The sequence below is a fragment of the Pseudonocardia alni genome (assembly GCF_002813375.1).
In the GTDB taxonomy this organism is placed as follows: Bacteria; Actinomycetota; Actinomycetes; order Mycobacteriales; family Pseudonocardiaceae; genus Pseudonocardia; species Pseudonocardia alni.
In genome coordinates this window covers 1,273,731-1,293,131 of the sequence record NZ_PHUJ01000003.1, presented here as the reverse complement: position 1 = coordinate 1,293,131, position 19,401 = coordinate 1,273,731, and the positions used below count along the sequence as shown (strand labels likewise).

The following is a 19,401-nucleotide window of genomic DNA, read 5'->3' as shown; positions in this document are numbered from 1 at the left end:
GATGACCAGCACCCTCCCCGAGGCGGGCACCCCGGCGACCGGGGCCCGGACCTCCAAGCGCACGGACATGCTCGAGTCCCGCCCGGTCAACCTCGACGGCTTCGTCGAGGAATGGCCGGAGAAGGGTCTCGTCGCCATGGAGAGCGACTTCGACCCGCAGCCGAGCGTTCGCGTCGGGAACGGCGTGATCGTCGAGATGGACGGGCGCGAGCGCGCCGAGTTCGACTTCATGGACACCTTCATCGCCGATCACGCGATCGACGTCGAGGTCGCCGAGCGGGCCACCGCGATCCCCTCGACCGACATCGCGCGGATGCTCGTCGACCCGGGCGTCACCCGGGCCGACCTGCTCGACATCACCCGCGGCCTCACCCCGGCCAAGCTGCTCGACGTCGTCAAGCTGCTCAACGTCGTCGAGATCATGATGTCGATGCAGAAGATGCGGGCCCGTCGCAGCCCCGCCAACCAGGCGCACTCCACCAGCGCCCGGGACAACCCCATCCAGGTCGCGGCCGACGCCGCCGAGGCCGCGCTGCGCGGCTTCGCCGAGATGGAGACGACCCTCGGCGTCCTGCGCTACGCCCCGCTCGTGGCCATCGGCCTGCAGGTCGGTGCCCAGTCCGGGCGCGGCGGTGTCATCACCCAGTGCGCGCTGGAGGAGGCCACCGAGCTCGACCTGGGCATGCGCGGCATCACCGGCTACGCCGAGACGATCTCGGTCTACGGCACCGAGTCGGTCTTCGTCGACGGCGACGACACCCCGTGGTCGAAGTCGTTCCTCGCCAGCGCCTACGCCTCCCGCGGCATCAAGATGCGCTTCACCTCGGGCACCGGGTCGGAGGTGCAGATGGGCAACGCCGAGGGCCGCTCCATGCTGTTCCTCGAGATCCGCTGCATCCTGATGGCCAAGGGCGCCGGCGTCCAGGGCCTGCAGAACGGCTCGATCAGCTGCATCGGCGTCCCGGGTGCGGTCCCCGGCGGCATCCGGGCCGTCGCCGCCGAGAACCTGGTCTGCAACATGGTCGACCTCGAGTGCGCGGCCGGCAACGACCAGTCGTTCTCGCACTCGGCGATGCGCCGCACCAGCCGGCTCATGCCGCAGCTGCTGTCCGGTCAGGACCTGGTGTGCTCCGGCTTCTCCGGCGTGCCGAACTCGGACAACATGTTCGCCGGGTCGAACCTCGACGTCGAGGACTACGACGACTGGAACACCATCCAGCGCGACCTGCAGATCGACGGCGGCCTGCGCCACGTCCGCGAGCCGGAGATCCTCGCGGTGCGCGAGAAGGCGGCCCGCGCGATGCAGGCCGTGTTCGCGGAGCTGGACCTGCCCCGGATCACCGACGAGGAGATCGAGGCGGCCACCTACGCCAACTCCAGCGCCGACTACCCGCTGCGCGAGGTCCTCGAGGACCTCAAGGGCGCCCAGTCGGTCATGGACCGCGGCATCACCGGCCTCGACCTGGTCAAGATCCTGGAGCGCACCGGCTTCCACGACGTCGCGGAGAACCTGCTGCAGGTCCTGCGCCAGCGCGTGTCCGGCGACCTGCTCCAGACCTCGGCGATCCTCGACGAGAACTTCGTCCCGCAGGCCGCCATCAACGACGCCAACGACTACGCCGGTCCCGGCACCGGCTACCGCCTGACCGGCGACCGGTGGAACGCCCTGAAGAAGCTGCGCCACGTCACCAGCGCCGAGAACCCCGAGGAGGAGGTCTCGTGAGCACCGCTACCGAGAACCCGTTGTCGCTCACCGAGATCGGGCCCGCCGAGCGCGGCACCCGGCCCGACGAGGTCGTCATCGCGGTGTCCCCGGCGTTCGCCGGGTTCTTCACCCGCACGATCGTCGACGTCCCGCACGCCGAGGTGCTGCGCCAGCTCATGGCGGGCATCGAGGAGCAGGGCGTGACGTCGCGGCTGATCCGGGTGTGGGACACCGCCGACCTGGCGGCCATCGCCCACACCGGCGCGAAGCTGTCCGGCTCCGGGATCTGCGTGGGCCTGCTGTCGCGGGGCACCACGATGATCCATCAGAAGGACCTGGCCCGGCTGTCGAACCTGGAGCTGTTCCCGCAGTCCCCGCTGCTCGACGCCGAGGTGTTCCGCGGCATCGGTTCCAACGCCGCGCAGTACGCCAAGGGCGAGTCGCCGCAGCCGGTGCCGACCCGCAACGACCAGATGGCCCGCCCCCGCTGGCAGGCCAAGGCGGCGCTGCTGCACCTCAAGGAGTTCGAGCAGATCCGCAGCGGGGTGCGTCCGGTCGAGGTCGCCCTCGGCGCAGCGGTCGCAGGCTGAAGGAGACACGGGTGCACGGGACGGACGGCTCGCGGCTGGTCGTGGGCGTGGACATCGGCAACTCGACGACCGAGGCCTGCGTGGCCTCGATCGACGCCGGCGGCCGGGTCACCTACCTCGGGACCGCCCTGACCCGCACCACCGGGGTCAAGGGGACCCCGGACAACACCGACGGCGCGGTGAAGGCGGTCCGCCGGGCCCTGGAAGGGGCCCGGCGCTCCGCCGACGAGCTGGACGAGGTGCTGCTCAACGAGGCGACACCGGTGATCAGCGGTCTCGCCATGGAGACGATCACCGAGACGATCATCACCGAGTCCACGATGATCGGGCACAACCCGGCGACGCCGGGCGGCAGCGGGATCGGGGTCGGCGTCACCGTCGCGATGGAGGACCTCACCGGCCCCGGCCCGGTCCCCGAGGGGCCGGTGATCGCCGTCGTCGGGCGCGGGTGGGACTTCGACCGCGTCGCGCGGGTGCTGAACGATGCGCTCGGACGCGGCCTGGAGCTGGTGGCGGCGGTGCTGGCGCAGGACGATGCGGTGCTCGTCGCGAACCGGATCGACGTCTCGATCCCGATCGTCGACGAGGTCGGCGCCGTCGAGCGGGTGCCGCTCGGTATGTCCGCGGCGGTGGAGGTCGCCCTGCCGGGGCGCACCATCCGGACCCTGTCGGACTCCTACGGCCTGGCCACGGTGTTCGAGCTCGACCCCGACCAGACCCGGCAGGTCGCGCCGGTGGCGCGGGCGCTGACCGGGAACCGCTCGGCCGTCGTCGTCCGGACCCCGGCCGGGGACGTGACCGACCGCCGCGTCCCGGTGGGGGAGCTGGTCCTGACCGGGGCCGGCAAGACCCTGCGGGTCGACGTCGACGCCGGCGCCGACGAGATCATGGAGACCCTGGCCCGGGTGCAGCCCCTCGACGACGCGACCGGCCAGCCCGGCACGCACGTCGGCGGGATGCTCGCCCAGGTCCGGGACACGATGACCGACGTGACCGGGCAGCCGGCCGGGGAGATCCGGATCCGCGACGTGCTGGCCATCGACACGTTCGTCCCGCGCGAGGTGCGGGGCGGGCTGGCCGGTGAGGTGTCGCTGGAGAACGCCGTCGCGCTCGCCGCGATGGTGCGCACCAGCCGCAGCCGGATGCAGGTCGTCGCCGACCGGGTCGCCGAGACGCTCGGCTGCTCGGCCCGGATCGGCGGCGTCGAGGGCGAGATGGCGGTCCGCGGGGCCCTGACCACCCCGGGCACCGACACACCGATCGCGATCCTCGACATGGGCGGCGGCTCCACCGACGCGGCGCTGCTGCTGCGGGACGGCACGTGCTCCGCGGTACACGTCGCCGGCGCGGGCGAGCTGGTCACCAAGCTGATCGACTCCGAGCTGGCGCTCGACGACCGTGAGACCGCCGAGCAGGTCAAGTGGTTCCCGCTGGCGAAGGTGGAGAGCTTCTTCCACGTCCGCCACGAGGACGGTTCGGTGCAGTTCTTCACCGAGCCGCTGCCCTCGCACGTGTTCGCCCGGGTCGTCGTCATGACCCCGGACGGGCCCGTCCCGGTGACGACGCGGCACTCCATCGATCACGTCGTGCGGGTGCGCCGGGAGGCGAAGCGCCGGGTGTTCGTGGTGAACGCGCTGCGGGCGCTGCGCCAGGTGGCCCCGAGCGGGTCGCTGCGCATGCTCGACTTCGTCGTGCTGCTCGGCGGGTCCGCGCTGGACTTCGAGATCCCGCAGATGATCGCCGACGCGCTCGCCGGGTCGGGCGTGGTCTGCGGTACCGGTAACGTCCACGGCACCGAGGGTCCGCGCAACGCCGTCGCCTCCGGTCTGGTCGACGCGCACGCGAGCTCGCTCGTCGGCAGCGGGGAGCCGGCGGCATGAGCCACCCGGGCCCGGCGTCGGCCCCGGAGCCGCCGTCGGTCGTCGTCGGGCACCACCCGGACATCCCGGACCCGGTGCTGCGCGAGGTGCTGGCCGGCGCCGAGGAGGAGGGCGTCCCGGTCACGACCTGGCCGGATCCGGGGGCCGTCGGGGGTCCCGACGGTGTCGTCGCGCTGGCCCACCGGGCGGCGCAGCGGTCCCGGCTCGACGTCGGCGTCGGGATCGACGCCGACGGCTCCGTGGTCGTGCACCACACCACGCTGCCCGCCGACCGGCCCGCCTTCACCGAAACCGGTCCGGGGCCGTCCGCGCCGGCCGGCCCGGAGGGGGCCGGGGACCGGCCGCACGGGCGCCGGGCGGGCGCGGCGGCGGCCCGGATCGTGACCGGGCTGCCGCTGCCCGGGCCGGCCGGTGTCCGGCCGTGACGCGCCTCCCGGCCGTGGCGACGGCGACGGGACGGGCGACCGCGCGGGGCCTCCTCCGGCTGACGGTGCTCGCCGCACTGGTGGCGTCGTCGACGGCGACGCAGGCACTCGCCGTCGTGGCTGCTGCGGGGGTGGTGCTGTGGGTCGGACCGGTCGCCGGGACCCTCACGAACGGCTCGACCGGGACGATCCGGGATGCGAGGCTTCCCCGGTGACCACGGAGCACGTCGACATCGCGCGTACGGCCGCCACCCCGCCGGTGAGCGACGTGCTGGCCGGGCTCGCGGCGGTCGGGCCGTTCTTCGAGCTGCTCGACGTCACCGAGGAGCGGGCCGGCGGACGGTCGGTCCGCCCGTTCGCCGCCGTCCTCGCTCCCGACGCGCTGCTGGACCGGGTCGAACGGACCCGGGTGGCGCTCGGGGCCGAGCCACCGCTGGGCCGGCGGATCGCCGCGTCGATCGCGGTACAGGGGCTCGCGGCGAAGCTGCTGTCCGGGCCGGTCGCGGCGCTGGCCCTGCACGGTGTCCTGGTCGACCTCCGGCCGGAGACGCTGTGGTGGTCGGCCACGCCGCTGGGCGACGTCGTCGCGCTCGACCCGCCCCGGGTGGTGCGCTGCCCGTTCCCGGCGCCGGACGCGCTGGCCCCGCTGGTCGACGACGTGCTCACCCCGCTCGTGGAGATCGCGGGCGAGCGCTTCGGGGTGTCCGGGACGGTGCTGTGGGGCAACGTCGCGTCGTCGGTCGCGGGGGCGAAGCGGGTGCTCGACATCCAGCGCCCCGACGCCGCGGACGCCGTCGCCGCCGTCGCCGCGGACCTGCTGGAGCACCCCCGGCTGACCGGTACGGGGGAGCGGCGGGCCCCGGTGGCGCCGGACCACGCCTGGACGTTCCGGCGGCGGTCCTGCTGCCTGTACTACCGGGTGCCCGGCGGCAGCACCTGCGCCGACTGCGTCCTGGCGGATCTGCGCGGCGAGCCGGCGTCCGGCGATCCCACCGACTGACCCGGCCGCCCGGTCGGCGGCGGGGTCAGCGGCGGCGGACGGTGCGCTGGATGCTGCGCATCTTGGCGCCCTGGGGCATCGGCCCCTTGGGCATCGCGGCCGAGCGGCTGCCGAGGGCGTTGAGCTTGCCCTCCAGGGAGTCCATCTCGGCGGCGGAGATGTTGCGGGGCAGCTTCATGAGGTGGCGCTGCAGGCCCTTGAGCGGGACCTGGCCCTCCTCGTTGCCCACGATCACGTCGTAGATCGGGGTGCTGCCGGCGACCCGCGCGGTGCGCTTCTTCTCCTGTGCGAGCAGGGTCTTCACCCGGTGCGGGGCCCCCTCGGCGACGAAGATGATCCCGGGCCGCCCGATGACCCGGTGCACCGCGTCGAGGTGGGTGGTGCCCGCGATGCCCTGGGTGATCCGCCACTGCCCGCGCATGTTGTCCAGCGCCCAGCCCGCGGCGCCCGGCTGCCCGTCGGCCTTCACGTAGATCGACTTCTGGACGCGGCGACCGAAGATGCTGAACGCGGCCAGCGCGCCGATCAGGATGCCGAAGGGCACGAAGAACCAGACCAGGCCCAGCAGCCACCCGATGAGCGTGACGACCACGATCGACCCGACGAACACGCCGATCATGATCGGGAGGAGCTGGGAGTCCTCCTTGCGCTGCATCTGGAACGCCTGCCAGATCTGCTGGCGACGCTGCTTCGACGCGGCCTTCTTCTGGGCCTTGAGCGCCTTCTTCTCTTCGGGCGAGGGCTTACGGGGCTTGCCGGGCATGTGACCAGCCTACTTCCGACCGGTGATCGACGGTGCGAGGAGGTCTCAGCCGCGTGCCAACAGGGAGCTGGCCTCCTGCGCGGCCGGGCCGGAGTCGGCCAGGTGCGCCAGGGCGGGGGAGAGCTCCTCGCCGCGGTGGGCCACGGTCTGGGCGTAGAGCCGGCCGGCCCGGTAGGACGAGCGCACCAGCGGCCCGGCCATCACCCCGGCGAAACCGATCTGCTCGGCGGCCGTCGAGTGCTCGACGAACTCCTCGGGCTTGACCCAGCGCTCCACCGGGTGGTGGCGCTTGGTCGGGCGCAGGTACTGGGTGATCGTGATGATCTCGCAGCCCGCGTCGTGCAGGTCCTGCAGCGCGGAGGTGACCTCGTCGGGGGTCTCGCCCATGCCGAGGATCAGGTTCGACTTGGTGACCAGACCGAACTCGCGGGCCTTGGTGATGACCTCCAGCGACCGGTCGTAGCGGAACGCCGGGCGGATCCGCTTGAAGATCCGCGGGACGGTCTCGAGGTTGTGCGCGAACACCTCGGGGCGCGACTCGAAGACCGGGGTCAGCTGGTCGTCGATCGAGTTGAAGTCCGGGGCGAGCAGCTCGACGCCGGTGCCCGGGTTCAGCTCGTGGATCTTGCGGACGGTCTCGGCGTAGAGCCAGGAGCCGCCGTCGTCGAGGTCGTCGCGCGCGACGCCGGTGACGGTGGAGTAGCGCAGCCCCATCTGCTGCACCGACTCCGCCACCCGGCGCGGTTCGTCGGTGTCCAGGTCGGCCGGCTTGCCGGTGTCGATCTGGCAGAAGTCGCAGCGACGGGTGCACTGCTCCCCACCGATGAGGAACGTCGCCTCCCGGTCCTCCCAGCACTCGTAGATGTTGGGGCAACCGGCCTCCTCGCACACCGTGTGCAGGCCGCCCGACCGGACGAGCCCCTTCAGTTCGGTGTACTGCGGACCGGTCTTGGCGCGGGTGCGGATCCAGGACGGCTTGCGCTCGATCGGGGTCTCGCTGTTGCGGACCTCGAGGCGGAGGAGCTTGCGGCCTTCGGGTGCGATGGTCACGCGTCCAGCCTACGCCCGGGGTCCGGTGTGATGCCGGTCGCGGCGGCCGTGACCTGCCACAACCTGCCCGCGAGCACCGGGTCCTGGGCGGCCGCCGAGCGCCGTGCCGGACCGGCAGGGCCGCGGGTCTCCCCGAGCCCGGTGGGGCCCAGGTAGTCGCCGCCGTGGACCGGCCCCGTCGCCGCGGCGAGCTGCGGCCCGACACCCTCGGACACCGGCGAGGTGAGCCAGCGCTCCCACGGGGCGAACAGCCGCGCCTGCAGCGTCGCGCCCCGCCGCAAGGAGTTCGCGAGCAGCGACGACTCGGTCATCCCCGGGTGCGCAGCCACCGAGAGCACCGGGTCCCCGGACAGCCGCAGCCGCCGGTCCAGCTCCGCGGCGAACAGCAGGTTCGCCAGTTTCGACGCGCCGTAGGCCGCGTTCGGGGACCAGCGCCGGCGCCGCCACCCCAGGTCGTCGGGGTCGAGCCGGCCGGTGCGGTGGCCGAGGCTGGACGTCGTGACGACCCGCGAGGGCCGCTCCGGGTCGCCGGCGGCCCGCAGCGCGGGCATCAGCAGCCAGGTCAGAGCGGCCGGCCCGAGGTGGTTGGTGCCGATCTGCAGCTCGAAACCGTCCGCGGTGTCCGCACGCGGGCCCATCGCGACGCCCGCGTTGTTGACGAGCACGTCCACCCGGTCCCCGGTGCGCTCCCGGATCTCCGCCGCCGCGGCCCGCACCGAGCCGAGGTCGGCGAGGTCCAGCAGCACCAGCTCACCACCGGCCCCGCGCACCGCGGCGCGGCCGCGGGTCACGTCGCGGGCGGTCATCAGCACCCGGGCCCCGGCCCGGGCCAACGCGGTGGACAGCGCGAGACCGAGCCCGGAGGTCGTGCCGGTGACGACGACGGTCCGGCCGGTCTGGTCGGGGAGCGGGTGCACGACGCGACCGTAGCGAGCGGGCCCCCGCGGCCGCCGCCGGTGGTCGGGCGGCGCGGGCGGGCCGGTGCGGCTAGCCTCGCGACCCGTGGACTTCCGGATCTTCACCGAGCCCCAGCAGGGCGCCCGCTACACCGACCTCCTGCGGGTCGCCCGCACCACGCAGGACGCCGGCTACGACGCGTTCTTCCGCTCCGACCACTTCCTCGCGATGGGCGACGGCAGCGGCGTCCCCGGCCCGACCGATGCGTGGGTGACCCTCGCCGCGCTCGGCCGCGAGACCGAGCGCATCCGGCTCGGCACCCTGGTCACCAGCGCGACGTTCCGGCTGCCCGGGCCGCTCGCCGTCGCCGTCGCGCAGGCCGACGACATGTCCGGCGGCCGCGTCGAGGTCGGGCTCGGCTCGGGCTGGTTCGAGGCCGAGCACCGGGCGCTGGGCATCCCGTTCCCGCCGCTGGCCGAGCGCTTCGAGATCCTCACCGAGCAGCTGGAGATCCTCACCGGGCTGTGGGCGACCCCGCTCGGCGGGCGCTTCACCCACCAGGGACGGCACTACACCGTCACCGACTCCCCGGCGCTGCCGCGCCCGGTGCAGGACGCGCCGCCGGTGATCGTCGGCGGGATGGGGAAAAGGAAGACCCCGGCGCTGGCCGCCCGGTTCGCCACCGAGTTCAACGTGCCGTTCCAGCAGCCCGAGGCCGTCGCCGCGCAGTTCGGCCGGGTTCGCGACGCGTGCACCGCCGCCGGGCGCGACCCGGGCTCGCTCACGTACTCGGTGGCGCAGATGCTGTGCCTGGGCAAGGACGACTCGGAGGTCGACCGCCGCGCGGCCGCGGTGGGCCGCGACGCCGCCGAGGTCCGCGCGAGCAGCCTCGCCGGCACCCCCGGCGAGATCGTCGACCGGCTCGGCCGGTGGGCCGAGGTCACCGGCACGACCCGGGTCTACCTGCAGGTCCTCGACCTGTCCGACCTCGCCCACATCGAGGACTTCGCCGCGACGGTGGTGCCCCAGCTCGCCTGAGGCACCGGGGCCGGGGGATCAGCCCAGGCCGGACATCAGGTCGACCTGACGGACGACCGGGTGCTCGGCCACCGGCAGCCGGCCGTCGAGCGCGTCCAGCACGGCGGCGGCCGCCGGGCCGGCGACCTCGTCGACGGTCACCTCCCGGTCCAGCTCCGCGGTCAGGGTGGTGACGCCGGCGTCGGCGATCCCGCACGGCACGATCTTCCCGAAGTCGCCCAGGTCGGCGTCGCAGTTGATCGCGAATCCGTGCTGGGTGACCCCGCCGGCGATCCGGACGCCGATCGCGGCGACCTTCCGCTCGGGGGTGAAGCCCTGCGCGGGCAGCCAGACGCCGGAGCGCCCCTCGACCCGGCCCGCGCTCGTCACGCCGAGATCGTGACAGACCCGGATGAGGGCCTCCTCCAGGCGGCGGACGTAGTCCACGACGTCCATCGGCTCACCGAGGGCGACGATCGGGTAGCCGACGAGCTGCCCCGGCCCGTGCCAGGTGATGCGCCCGCCGCGGTCGACGTCGACGACCGGGGTGCCGTCGGTGGGCCGGTCCTCCGGCCGGGTGCGCCGCCCCGCGGTGTAGACGGGCGGGTGCTCCAGCAGCATCAGCACGTCCGGCCCGCCGTCCTTGCGGGCCTCGGCGTGCGCCTTCTGGGTGTCCCACGCCGCCTGGTACTCCACGCGCCCGAGCCGGTCGACCCGGACGTCGTCGGTTCCGGCGCGGCAGGACAGATGCGGTGCGGGCATGGCGGCGAGCTTACGCCGCGCCCAGCCGGGCGAGGACGGCCTGCGCGGCCCGGCGGCCGCTGACCAGCGCCCCCTGGGTGGACGGGGTGTCGCGGTGGTCGCCCGCGACGAACAGGTTCTCGCCGAGGTCGACGTCGCGGCGCACCGGGCGCCCCGCCTCGAACAGCGGCAGCGCCTCGTCGACCTGCGCGGTGTGCAGGTGCGCCCAGTCGTCGGTGCCGACACCCCAGATCCGGGCCAGCTCGCGGCGCACCGCGGGCTCGTCGGCCCCGGTGGACCCCGGGGTCCCGACGATCGAGGACGCCACCAGCGGGCGCCCGTCGGCGGAGTAGCCGGGCGCGGCCGCGGTCATCACCATCGTGTTGACGACCGGCCCGCCGGTGCCGTCCAGGTGCAGCAGCGGGGAGGCCGTCGGGGCCTGCGGCGGGACGTGGAAGAACGTGGTCAGCGCGTTCATCCGCGGCTCGGCGACCCCGGGGAGCAGCGCGGCGGCCGTCCTCGGGTCCGCCGCGACGACGACCGCCCGTGCGGACAGGGTGCCGTCGTCGGTGTCCAGGGCGGGGGCGGGCCCGCCGCGCACGGCGTGCACCCGCGTCCCGAGCGTCACGGTGCCCTCGGGCAGGGCCGCGGCCAGGCGCCGGGGCAGCGCCTCCATGCCGTCGTCGGGCACGACGATCGTGCCGAGGGCGAAGCTGCGCCACACCAGCCGCACGAACGCGGCCGAGGTCTCCAGCGCGGTCTCGGCGAGCACCCCGGACAGGAAGGGGCGCAGGAACCGGTCGGTGACCGCGCCGCCGAGCCCGGCGGCGTCGAGGTCGCGGGCGGCGGAGGAGTCGACCAGCGTCGCGGTCCGCGACGGCGGCGAGGCCAGCACCTTCGCCGTCCACGCGACGAGCTTGGCCTTCTCGATCGGGCCGAACAGGTCGTCCAGCGCGGTGGCCGGGGCGGATGCGGGGCGGCGCAGCGGGTTGACGAAGCGGTGCAGTTCGCCGTCGCCGGCCCGGATGGCGGCACCGGGCTCGAAGGGCCGCGCGGCCAGGGTGTCGAGCCCGTGCGGGGCGAGCGCGGCGTGCAGTGCCGGGTAGGAGGTGTTGAGCACCTGGAACCCGCGGTCGCAGCGGAACCCGTCGACGACGTCGGTCGCCATCCGCCCGCCGACCCGGTCGGCGGACTCCAGCACGCGCACGGTCAGCCTGTGCCGGTGCAGCACGGTGGCCGCGCGCAGGCCGGACAGGCCCGCCCCGACCACCAGGACGTCGACGTCGGACGGGGTCATGACCCGACCGCGGCCGAGAGCGCGTCGCCGACGGTGTGGTGGCGGAACTGGAACCCGGCCTCGAGCAGCGCCGCAGGCACCGCCCGCTGGCCGCCGAGCAGCATCTCGCGGCCCATCTCGCCGAGCACGGTGGAGACCACCGGGCCGGGCACCGGGAACGGCGCGGGCCGCCCGACCGCCGCGGCCATCTCCTTGGTGAACTCGGCGTTGGTGACCGGCACCGGGCCGGTCACGTTCGCCGGTCCGGACAGCGCCTCGGTCTCGACGGCGAACCGGATCGCCGCGACCTGGTCGTCGAGGGAGACCCACGGCATGAACTGGGTGCCCCTGCCGATCCGCCCGCCGAGGAACCCCTTGAACAGCGGGCGCAGCATCGCGAGCAGCCCACCGGAGGGGGACAGGACCAGGCCGGTGCGGACGAGCACCACCCGGGCGCCGGCGTCCACGGCGGGGGCGGCGGCGGCCTCCCAGTCCCGGCACACGTCGGCGAGGAACCCCGAGCCCGACGGCGCGGACTCGTCGACGACGACCTGGCCGGTGTCGCCGTAGTAGCCGACGGCCGAGCCGCTGACCAGCACCGGGACCTTGTGCCGGGCCACGGCCTCGGCGAGGACGTCGGTCGGGACGTTGCGCGAGTCGCGGATCAGCTGCTTGCGGGCGCCGGTCCACGGCCGGTCGGCGATGCCGGCGCCGTTGAGGTTCACCACCGCGTCGACGCCGTCGAGGGTGCCGTCCTGGACGGTGCCGGCGGGCGGGTCCCAGCCGCGCTCGTCAGGGGCGGCGGGGGTGCGCCGCACCAGGCGCAGCACCTCGTGCCCCGCGCCCCGCAGATGGGCGACCAGGGCTGTTCCGATCAGTCCGGACGAACCGGCCACGACGACTCGCACGGCCGCGATCCTTCCCGGTCCCGGGCGGACGCGCGAGCCGGACATGCCGCGACCATCGTCACCCGCTCACCCGGACCGGTGACGACGGCGGCCCGCCCCGGGGGAACCGGGACGGGCCGCCGTGTGTCGCGGGGAGTGCCTACAGGCCGAGCTCGGCCTCGAAGGCGCCCTCCTCCAGCCGGGCCTTGACCGCGGACAGGAAGCGGCCGGCGTCGGCGCCGTCGACCAGGCGGTGGTCGTAGGTCATCGGCAGGAAGCAGACCGAGCGGACGGCGATGACGTCGTCACCCTCGGGGCCGGTGACGACCTTCGGCTCCTTCGAGATCGCGCCGGTGCCCAGGATGGCGACCTGGGGCTGGTTGATGATCGGCGTGTCGAACAGCGCGCCCGCGGACCCGATGTTCGTGATCGTGAAGGTGCCGCCCGACAGCTCGTCCGGACCGATCTTGGAGTCGCGGGTGCGGGCCGCGACGTCGGCGATCTTCTTGGCGATCCCGGACAGCGACAGGTCGTCGGCGTCCTTGATCACCGGCACGAGCAGGCCGCGCGGTGTGTCCACGGCGATGCCCATGTGGACCGAGCCGTGGTAGGTGACCTGCTTGTTGTCCTCGGAGATCGAGGCGTTCAGCGACGGGAACGCCTTGAGCGCCTCGATGGTCGCCTTGGCGATGAACGCCAGGAAGGTGAGGTTGGCGCCCTCGCGACGCTTGAAGTCCTCCTTGACCCGGTTCCGCAGCTTGACGATGCGGGTGAGGTCGACCTCCTGGACGGTGGTCAGCTGCGCCGAGGTGGCGAGCGACTCGTTCATCCGCTGCGCGATGACCTGGCGCAGGCGCGGGAGCTTGACCGTGGTGCCCGGCTCCGGCGCGTTGTCCGCGCGGGTCGGGACGGCCTTCGGCTCCTGGGGCGCGCCACCGGAGGCGGGCTGCGCCGCCGGGGCGGACGGCTTCTCCTGCGCCGGGGCCTTCGCCTGCTCGGCGGCGGCGAGGACGTCCTGCTTGCGGATGCGGCCGCCGACGCCGGAGCCGGTGACCGAGTCGAGGTCGACGCCGTGCTCCTGGGCCAGCTTGCGCACCAGCGGGGTCACGTAGGGCTTCTCGCCCGAACCCGAACCCGAACCCGAGCCGTTCGAGGAGGGCTCGATCTTCCCGGCAGGGGAGTCCTCGGAGCCGGCCGGGGCCTTCTCCTGCTTCTCCTCGGCCTTGGGGTGCTCGGCCTTCGGCTCCGGCTTCGGCTCGGCCTTCGGAGCCTCCTTCTTCGGCTCCTCCTTCTTCTCCTCCGGAGCCTTCTCCTGCTTCGGCGCCTCGTCCTGCGCCGGGGCGGCGGAGCCGTCGCCGACCAGCGCCAGCTGCGCGCCGACCTCGACGGTCTCGTCCTCGGCGACGGTGTGCTCGAGCACGGTGCCCGCGACCGGCGAGGGGATCTCGGTGTCGACCTTGTCGGTGGAGACCTCGAGCAGCGGCTCGTCGACCTCGACGGCGTCGCCGACCTGCTTGAGCCAGCGGGTCACGGTGCCCTCGGTGACCGACTCGCCGAGCTCGGGCATCGTGACCGGGGTGCCGGAGCCCCCACCGGACGACGAGCCACCGGAGGACGGCTCCGGGGCCTCCTCCTCGGCCTGCTCCGGCTCGGGCTCGGGCTCCGCCTCGGACTCCGCGGGCTCCTCGGCCTTCCCGGAGGAGTCGGAGTCGGACGAACCGGCGTCGTCGGCCTCGTCGGCGTCGCCGATGACGGCGAGCTCGCCGCCGACCTCGACCGTGTCGTCCTCGCCCGCGATGATGCGCTTCAGGACGCCCGCGGCGGGCGACGGGATCTCCGTGTCGACCTTGTCGGTCGAGACCTCGAGCAACGGCTCGTCGACCTCGACGGTGTCGCCCTCGGCCTTGAGCCAGCGGGTGACGGTGCCCTCGGTGACACTCTCGCCCAGGGCGGGCATCTCAACGGTGACGGCCATGTCGGGTGGAGCTCCTCTTGTTCCGCGTGGGTGTTCGGGTTGTGGGGCCGGGATCAGCCGTGGGTGTGCAGCGGTCTCCCGGCCAGGGCGAGGTGGGCCTCTCCGAGGGCCTCGCTCTGTGTGGGGTGGGCGTGGATCAGGGCGGCGACGTCGGTGGGCAGAGCCTCCCAGTTGTAGACCAGTTGCGCCTCCCCGACGAGCTCCCCGACCCGGGAGCCCACCATGTGCACGCCGAGGACGCGTCCGCCCTGTCCGGCGGGCCCCTGGGCGACGAGCTTGACCGCGCCGGAGGTCTGCAGGATCTGCGACTTCCCGTTGCCGGCCAGGTCGTAGGTCAGGGTGTGCACCTCGCCGTGGAGGTCCCGCGCGGCCTGCTCGGTCAGCCCGACCGAGGCGACCTCGGGGTCGCAGTAGGTGACGCGCGGGATGCCGTCGTCGGTGACGGGGCGGGGCGCGAGCCCCGCGACGTCCTCGGCGACGAAGATCCCGTGTGCGAAGCCGCGGTGGGCGAGCTGCAGGCCGGGGGTGACGTCCCCGACGGCGTACACGCCGTCGAGATTCGTGCGCAGCCGCTCGTCGACGGTCACGACGCCGCCGTCCATCGCGACGCCGGCCTCGGCGAAGCCGTGACCGGTGGTGTTGGGGCCGCGGCCGACCGCGACCAGCAGCAGGTCGGCCTCGATCTCCTCACCGGACTCCAGCGACACGGTGACGGTGTCGCCGCTGCGGGTCGCCTTCGCGAACCGCACCCCGGTGCGGGTGGTGATCCGGCGCCGCCGGAACGCCCGGGCCAGCTGGGTGGAGCAGAACTCGTCCTCGTTCGGGACGAGCCGCGGCAGCGCCTCGACGATCGTGACCTCGGCCCCGAACGAGCGCCACACGCTGGCGAACTCGACGCCGATCACGCCGCCGCCGAGCACGACGACCCGGCGCGGGGCCTCGTCGAGGGAGATCGCGGCGTCGGAGGTGACGACGCGGTCGTCCAGCTCCAGGCCGGGCAGCGACCGGGCGTAGGAGCCGGTGGCGAGCACGACGTGGCGGCCGGTGATGCGCTCGTCGCCGACCCGGACGGTGCCGGGGCCCTCCAGGGTGCCGGCACCGGACACCACGGTGATCCCGCGCGAGGCGACCAGGCCCTGCAGGCCCTTGTACAGCCGGGAGACCACGCCGTCCTTGTAGGCGTTCACCCCGGCCATGTCGACGCCGTCGAACGTGGAACGGATACCGACCTGCGCGCCGTCGCGGGCGTGGTCGGCCACCTCGGCCGCGTGCAGCAGCGCCTTGGTGGGAATGCAGCCGCGGTGCAGGCAGGTGCCGCCGAGCTTGTCCTTCTCGACCAGGACCACCGACAGGCCCAGCTCCGCGGCCCGCAGCGCGCAGGCGTAGCCACCGGAGCCGCCGCCCAGGATCACCAGGTCGGCGGAACGAGCGTCCGGGTCGGACACCGATCAGCTCCCTCCGGGGGTCACCGTCGGTGGACCGGCTCCGCCGGACGGGACCCCGCTACGCGGCGACCATCTTGTCATCCGGCCGCGACTGCGCCACTGGGGTGTCGGGAGCAAATCCGTGATCCCGTTCGTTGGGCACTCGGAGCTACCGTGTCCGGTTCGTAGGGGTGCGACCGGATCGACGAGAGGACGACGCGCATGGGTCTGCTCGACCTGTTCCGGTCACGTGGACCGTCGGGCCCCAGGTCCGGCCGGGGATCCGGCTCCGGCGGGAGGCGTGGCGCGTACGCGGAGGGGGAGGCCCACCTGCGTGAGTGGTCGGCCGCCCGGATCGGGGTCGAGGCCTTCGTCGAACCGCGCACGACCGTGACGGAGACGACGGTGGTCTTCGTCGCCCACGACGGCGAGTGGACCCGCAGGCGGGTCGCGAACCCGAACGCGGCGAAGAAGCTGGCCCGCTCGCTGCAGATGCCGATCTACGACGTGCAGCTCGTCGGGTACCCGAACCGGATGCGCGAGCACGACGCCCGCGACCGCGCCCTGCGCAAGCGCGAGCGCCAGGAGCGGATGCTGCGCGAGCTGCGGGCCAAGGACCGCGACGCCTGACCCGTCTGGTCAGGGGCGCAGCGAGCGGGCGCGCCGCTCGCCGAGCGCGCGCATCGCGGGCTCCAGGCGCAGCGCGGGTCCGGGGGCCAGCGCGGTGAGGCGCAGCAGCGCACCCCGCCAGGCGGGAAGCGTCCGGTAGACCCGGCCGGTGCCGAACATCCCGACCAGCGCCGTCGCGACCTGCTCGGGGGTGACCAGCACCCCGGACCGCACGAGCGCCTGGCCCTGGCCGCCGGGCGTCATCGAGCGCAGCAGCTCGGTGTTCACCCCGTCCGGGCAGACCGCGTGCACCCCGATGCCCTCCCGGCGCACCTCCGAGGCCAGCGCGGACACCATCGACAGGGCGCCCGCCTTCGACGCCGCGTACACCGACAGGCCCGGAACCGGGCCGAGGCCGGACAGCGACACGGTCACGCCGATCTCGCCGCCCCGGGCGGTCCCCGCCGCCGCCTGCTCGCGGAACGCGGCCACCGCGGCCCGGGCACCCCAGATCGGGCCCAGCAGGTTGACCTCGACCAGAGCGCGGGCGCGGGCCTCGGCGATGTCGGTGACGGTGCCGTCGAAGCCGACGCCGGCGTTGCTCACCCAGGCGCCCAGCGGCGCGAGCTCGCGGGCCCGGGCCACCGCCGCCGCGGACGCGGCCGGGTCGGTGACGTCGCAGCCGGTGCCGGCGGCCGCCCCGATCCGGGTCGCGGTGGCCTGCGCCGCGGCCTCGTCGAGGTCGGTGACGAGCACCCGGTAGCCGCGCCCGACGAGCTCGCGGGCGATCTGCTCGCCGATGCCGCGGGCCGCGCCGGTGACCACCGCGGAACGGGGGGCGTGCGCGGGGACCTCGTGTCGACGACGCTGCCGGCTCATGGGCGGCAGTATGCCCTACCCGTGGGTAACCCTCGGTCCGGTGTCGCCACCCGGATCCGGTCCGGCCAGACTCGGACCCCGTGACGGCCGCGATGCACCTGCCCCGCTTCCTCGTCCGCCAGCGGATCACCCTCGGCGTGAACCGCTACGACGTGCACGCCGCGAACCCCGACGGCAGCGCGGGCGCGCTCATGGCGTTCGCGCAGCAGAAGCGGTTCGCCTTCAAGGAGCAGGTGACCTTCTGGTCCGACGACAGCCGCTCCCGCGCGGTGTTCTCCTTCCGTGCCCGCCAGCGTCTCGACGTCCGCGCCGAGCACGAGGTCCTCGACGAGCACGGCCGGGTGATCGGAACCTTCGGCAAGAGGTTCGGGGCGAGCCTGCTGCGCTCGACCTGGACGCTGACCGCGCCGGGCGTCGCCGCGACCGGGCGCGAGCGCAGCCTCGGCGTCGCCCTGCTGCGCCGGGTGGCCGAGAACCTGCCGCTGCCGTACCACTTCGACGTCACCGAGGACTCCGGCGGCACGCTGCTGATGAGCAGCGACCGGCGGTGGTCGCTGCGCGACTCCTACGACGTCTCCGTCCCGGACCCGCGTATCGACTTCCGTCTGGCCGCCGCCTTCGCCGTAGCGCTGGACGCGTTGCAGGACCGCTGAACCGGGGTCAGCCGTTCGCGGCCACGTCCTCCAGGAACGCGAGCAGGGTGCGCACCGGCACCCCCGTGCCGCCCTTGGTGGTGTAGCCGCGCGGCCCGCCGGTGTTGAACGACGGCCCGGCGATGTCGATGTGCGCCCACGGCAGCCCGGCGGGCACGAACTCCTTGAGGAACACCCCGGCCAGCAGCATCCCGGCGAACCGCTGCCCGCTGACGTTGCTGATGTCGGCCACCCGCGAGTCCAGCTCGCCGCGCAGGTACTCCGGCAGCGGCATCGCCCAGGCGTCCTCGCCGACGGCGGTGCCGTGCGCGGCGACCCGGTCGCGCAGCTCGTCCGACCCCATCACCCCGGCGGTGCGCATGCCGAGCGCGACGAGCTGGGCGCCGGTCAGCGTCGAGGTCTCCACCAGGTAGTCGGGGTCGTCCTGGGCGGCACGGACGATCGCGTCGGCGAGGATCAGCCGTCCCTCGGCGTCGGTGTTGAGCACCTCGACGGTGGTCCCGCCGAACATGGTCAGCACGTCGCCGGGCTTGTACGCCGTCGACGACGGCATGTTCTCCGCCATCGGTACGGTCGCGGTCACCGTGACCGGCAGCTCCAGCTTCGCGGCGAGCACGACGGTCGCGACGACCGCGGCCGCCCCGCCCATGTCCGAGGTCATGTCGGCCATGCCGGCGTTGGGCTTGAGCGAGATGCCGCCGGTGTCGAAGGTGATGCCCTTGCCGACGAGCGCGACCCGCTTCGACGCGGCCGGGCCGCCGTTCCAGGTCAGGCGCACCAGCCGGGGCGGGTTCGCCGACCCCTTCCCGACGCCGGTGACGCCGCCGTAGCCGTTCTCCCGCAGCCCGGCGTCGTCGAGGACCTCGGTGACCAGCCCGGCGCGCTCGCCCAGCGCCACCGCGTTCGCCGCGAAGGTCTCCGGGACCAGCACGTTCGGCGCGGTGTTGACCAGGTCCCGGGCGGTGGCGACGGCCTCGGCGACGAGGGTCGCCCGCCGCACGGCCGCGTCGTCGGCGCCGGTGAACGACCAGCTGCCGACCGGGGCGGCCGCGGCGTCGGTGGAGGTCCGGTGCCGGTCGAAGCGGTGGCCGCCGAGGACGGCGCCGACGACCGCGGCCTCGGCGTCGAGGGCGGACAGCGTGCTCAGCACCGAGCCGGTCCCGGCCAGCGTGCGGGCGGCGGCACCGGCGGCGCGGCGGACCGCCTCGGACGCCTTCGGTCCCTCGGCGGGGCGGCCCAGACCGACCGCGACCAGCCGCGGCGCGGACAGCGCGCCGCGGGTCGGCAGCGACACGACCTGCTCGGCCTTCCCGGTCGCGCCGACGGTGGTGAGCAGCTCCAGCAGCTCCCCGGAGAATGCGGTGTCGACGCCGGCGGCGCCCGCGGCCAGCGCCGGGCCGGTGCCGTCGGCGGCGTCGGCCGCGGGGGCGTGCAGACCGACCACGACGGCGTCGACGACCGCCTCCGGCTCGGCACCGCTGTGTGCGGCGGTCTGCGGGAGGGTCGGGACGTCGATCGGCACGGGTGGCACTCCTCGGGGTCGGACGGGAACGGTGGGTATCGGACGAGTGGCTCCGGATCGCCCGATCTCACCCTGCGTGGCCGGTGCACGCGTCCCGTCCGCCGGGTG

Annotated in this window: 19 protein-coding genes; 9 read left to right on the top strand and 10 right to left on the bottom strand. The window is 74.2% G+C overall.

What is annotated here, in order from left to right; genetic code table 11:
- The first annotated feature begins 1 nt into the window (after position 1).
- From ATL51_RS06840 to ATL51_RS06815, 6 genes are read left to right on the top strand one after another with little or no spacing between them, the layout of a single operon-like run.
- Entirely contained in the window at positions 2 to 1,723 is a 1,722-nt protein-coding gene (locus tag ATL51_RS06840) for a propanediol/glycerol family dehydratase large subunit (RefSeq protein ID WP_100878063.1), read from the top strand.
- On the top strand, positions 1,720 to 2,295 hold the full coding sequence (locus tag ATL51_RS06835; RefSeq protein ID WP_062395981.1) for a propanediol/glycerol family dehydratase medium subunit: 576 nt from the start codon (positions 1,720 to 1,722) through the stop codon (positions 2,293 to 2,295). Before ATL51_RS06840 ends, ATL51_RS06835 begins: the two co-directional genes overlap by 4 nt.
- A gap of 11 nt (positions 2,296 to 2,306) precedes the next feature.
- Positions 2,307 to 4,175, top strand: coding sequence for a diol dehydratase reactivase subunit alpha (locus ATL51_RS06830; RefSeq protein WP_157818253.1), 1,869 nt, complete (start codon positions 2,307 to 2,309; stop codon positions 4,173 to 4,175).
- Entirely contained in the window at positions 4,172 to 4,600 is a 429-nt protein-coding gene (locus ATL51_RS06825) for a glycerol dehydratase reactivase beta/small subunit family protein (RefSeq protein WP_100878061.1), read from the top strand. Before ATL51_RS06830 ends, ATL51_RS06825 begins: the two co-directional genes overlap by 4 nt.
- Positions 4,597 to 4,815: a hypothetical protein gene (locus ATL51_RS06820; protein ID WP_100878060.1), complete on the top strand. Its 219-nt coding sequence runs from the start codon at positions 4,597 to 4,599 to the stop codon at positions 4,813 to 4,815. Before ATL51_RS06825 ends, ATL51_RS06820 begins: the two co-directional genes overlap by 4 nt.
- The gene (locus tag ATL51_RS06815; RefSeq protein ID WP_100878059.1) at positions 4,812 to 5,600 is read left to right on the top strand and encodes a (2Fe-2S)-binding protein; all 789 of its coding nucleotides are present in this window, start codon (positions 4,812 to 4,814) and stop codon (positions 5,598 to 5,600) included. The genes ATL51_RS06820 and ATL51_RS06815 overlap by 4 nt, the downstream gene beginning before the upstream one ends.
- 25 nt (positions 5,601 to 5,625) lie before the next feature.
- Here ATL51_RS06815 and ATL51_RS06810 read toward each other — a convergent pair whose 3' ends face one another.
- From ATL51_RS06810 to ATL51_RS06800, 3 genes are read right to left on the bottom strand one after another with little or no spacing between them, the layout of a single operon-like run.
- A complete protein-coding gene (locus tag ATL51_RS06810; protein WP_100878058.1) occupies positions 5,626 to 6,363 on the bottom strand; it encodes a DUF4191 domain-containing protein in 738 nt (245 codons plus the stop codon).
- Positions 6,364 to 6,408: 45 nt separating this feature from the next.
- Entirely contained in the window at positions 6,409 to 7,413 is a 1,005-nt protein-coding gene (gene lipA, locus ATL51_RS06805) for a lipoyl synthase (RefSeq protein ID WP_062395976.1), read from the bottom strand.
- Positions 7,410 to 8,330: an SDR family NAD(P)-dependent oxidoreductase gene (locus ATL51_RS06800; protein WP_100878057.1), complete on the bottom strand. Its 921-nt coding sequence runs from the start codon at positions 8,328 to 8,330 to the stop codon at positions 7,410 to 7,412. Before ATL51_RS06800 ends, lipA begins: the two co-directional genes overlap by 4 nt.
- 85 nt (positions 8,331 to 8,415) lie before the next feature.
- On the opposite strand from ATL51_RS06800, the gene ATL51_RS06795 reads away from it, so the two are divergent.
- The gene (locus tag ATL51_RS06795; protein WP_100878056.1) at positions 8,416 to 9,348 is read left to right on the top strand and encodes an LLM class F420-dependent oxidoreductase; all 933 of its coding nucleotides are present in this window, start codon (positions 8,416 to 8,418) and stop codon (positions 9,346 to 9,348) included.
- An 18-nt stretch (positions 9,349 to 9,366) separates the two neighbouring features.
- On the opposite strand, the gene lipB is transcribed toward ATL51_RS06795, so the two are convergent.
- From lipB to lpdA, 5 genes are all read right to left on the bottom strand, one after another.
- Positions 9,367 to 10,089 (bottom strand): lipoyl(octanoyl) transferase LipB, encoded by a 723-nt coding sequence (gene lipB, locus ATL51_RS06790; RefSeq protein WP_100878055.1) that lies wholly within the window; start codon positions 10,087 to 10,089, stop codon positions 9,367 to 9,369.
- 10 nt (positions 10,090 to 10,099) lie between these two features.
- Positions 10,100 to 11,365 carry an NAD(P)/FAD-dependent oxidoreductase gene (locus ATL51_RS06785; protein WP_100878054.1) on the bottom strand — a complete coding sequence of 422 codons (1,266 nt, stop codon included), beginning with the start codon at positions 11,363 to 11,365 and terminating at the stop codon, positions 10,100 to 10,102.
- On the bottom strand, positions 11,362 to 12,252 hold the full coding sequence (locus ATL51_RS06780; RefSeq protein ID WP_073574156.1) for a TIGR01777 family oxidoreductase: 891 nt from the start codon (positions 12,250 to 12,252) through the stop codon (positions 11,362 to 11,364). Before ATL51_RS06780 ends, ATL51_RS06785 begins: the two co-directional genes overlap by 4 nt.
- Positions 12,253 to 12,391: 139 nt before the next feature.
- Positions 12,392 to 14,206, bottom strand: a complete 1,815-nt coding sequence (sucB, locus tag ATL51_RS06775) for a 2-oxoglutarate dehydrogenase, E2 component, dihydrolipoamide succinyltransferase (RefSeq protein ID WP_100878053.1) — start codon at positions 14,204 to 14,206, stop codon at positions 12,392 to 12,394.
- 53 nt (positions 14,207 to 14,259) lie between these two features.
- Positions 14,260 to 15,651 (bottom strand): dihydrolipoyl dehydrogenase, encoded by a 1,392-nt coding sequence (gene lpdA / locus ATL51_RS06770; protein ID WP_100878052.1) that lies wholly within the window; start codon positions 15,649 to 15,651, stop codon positions 14,260 to 14,262.
- 201 nt (positions 15,652 to 15,852) lie between these two features.
- Here lpdA and ATL51_RS06765 point away from each other — a divergent pair, with 201 nt between their 5' ends.
- On the top strand, positions 15,853 to 16,260 hold the full coding sequence (locus ATL51_RS06765) for an oxidoreductase (protein ID WP_073574153.1): 408 nt from the start codon (positions 15,853 to 15,855) through the stop codon (positions 16,258 to 16,260).
- Between the two features lie 9 nt (positions 16,261 to 16,269).
- Here the strand turns inward: ATL51_RS06765 and ATL51_RS06760 are convergent, their stop codons facing one another.
- Positions 16,270 to 17,118: an SDR family NAD(P)-dependent oxidoreductase gene (locus ATL51_RS06760; protein ID WP_100878051.1), complete on the bottom strand. Its 849-nt coding sequence runs from the start codon at positions 17,116 to 17,118 to the stop codon at positions 16,270 to 16,272.
- A gap of 80 nt (positions 17,119 to 17,198) precedes the next feature.
- Between ATL51_RS06760 and ATL51_RS06755 the strand changes: the two genes are divergently transcribed.
- Positions 17,199 to 17,771 carry an LURP-one-related/scramblase family protein gene (locus ATL51_RS06755; RefSeq protein WP_208622935.1) on the top strand — a complete coding sequence of 191 codons (573 nt, stop codon included), beginning with the start codon at positions 17,199 to 17,201 and terminating at the stop codon, positions 17,769 to 17,771.
- 7 nt (positions 17,772 to 17,778) lie between these two features.
- On the opposite strand, the gene ATL51_RS06750 is transcribed toward ATL51_RS06755, so the two are convergent.
- Positions 17,779 to 19,287: a leucyl aminopeptidase gene (locus ATL51_RS06750; protein WP_100880532.1), complete on the bottom strand. Its 1,509-nt coding sequence runs from the start codon at positions 19,285 to 19,287 to the stop codon at positions 17,779 to 17,781.
- Positions 19,288 to 19,401: the final 114 nt, after the last annotated feature.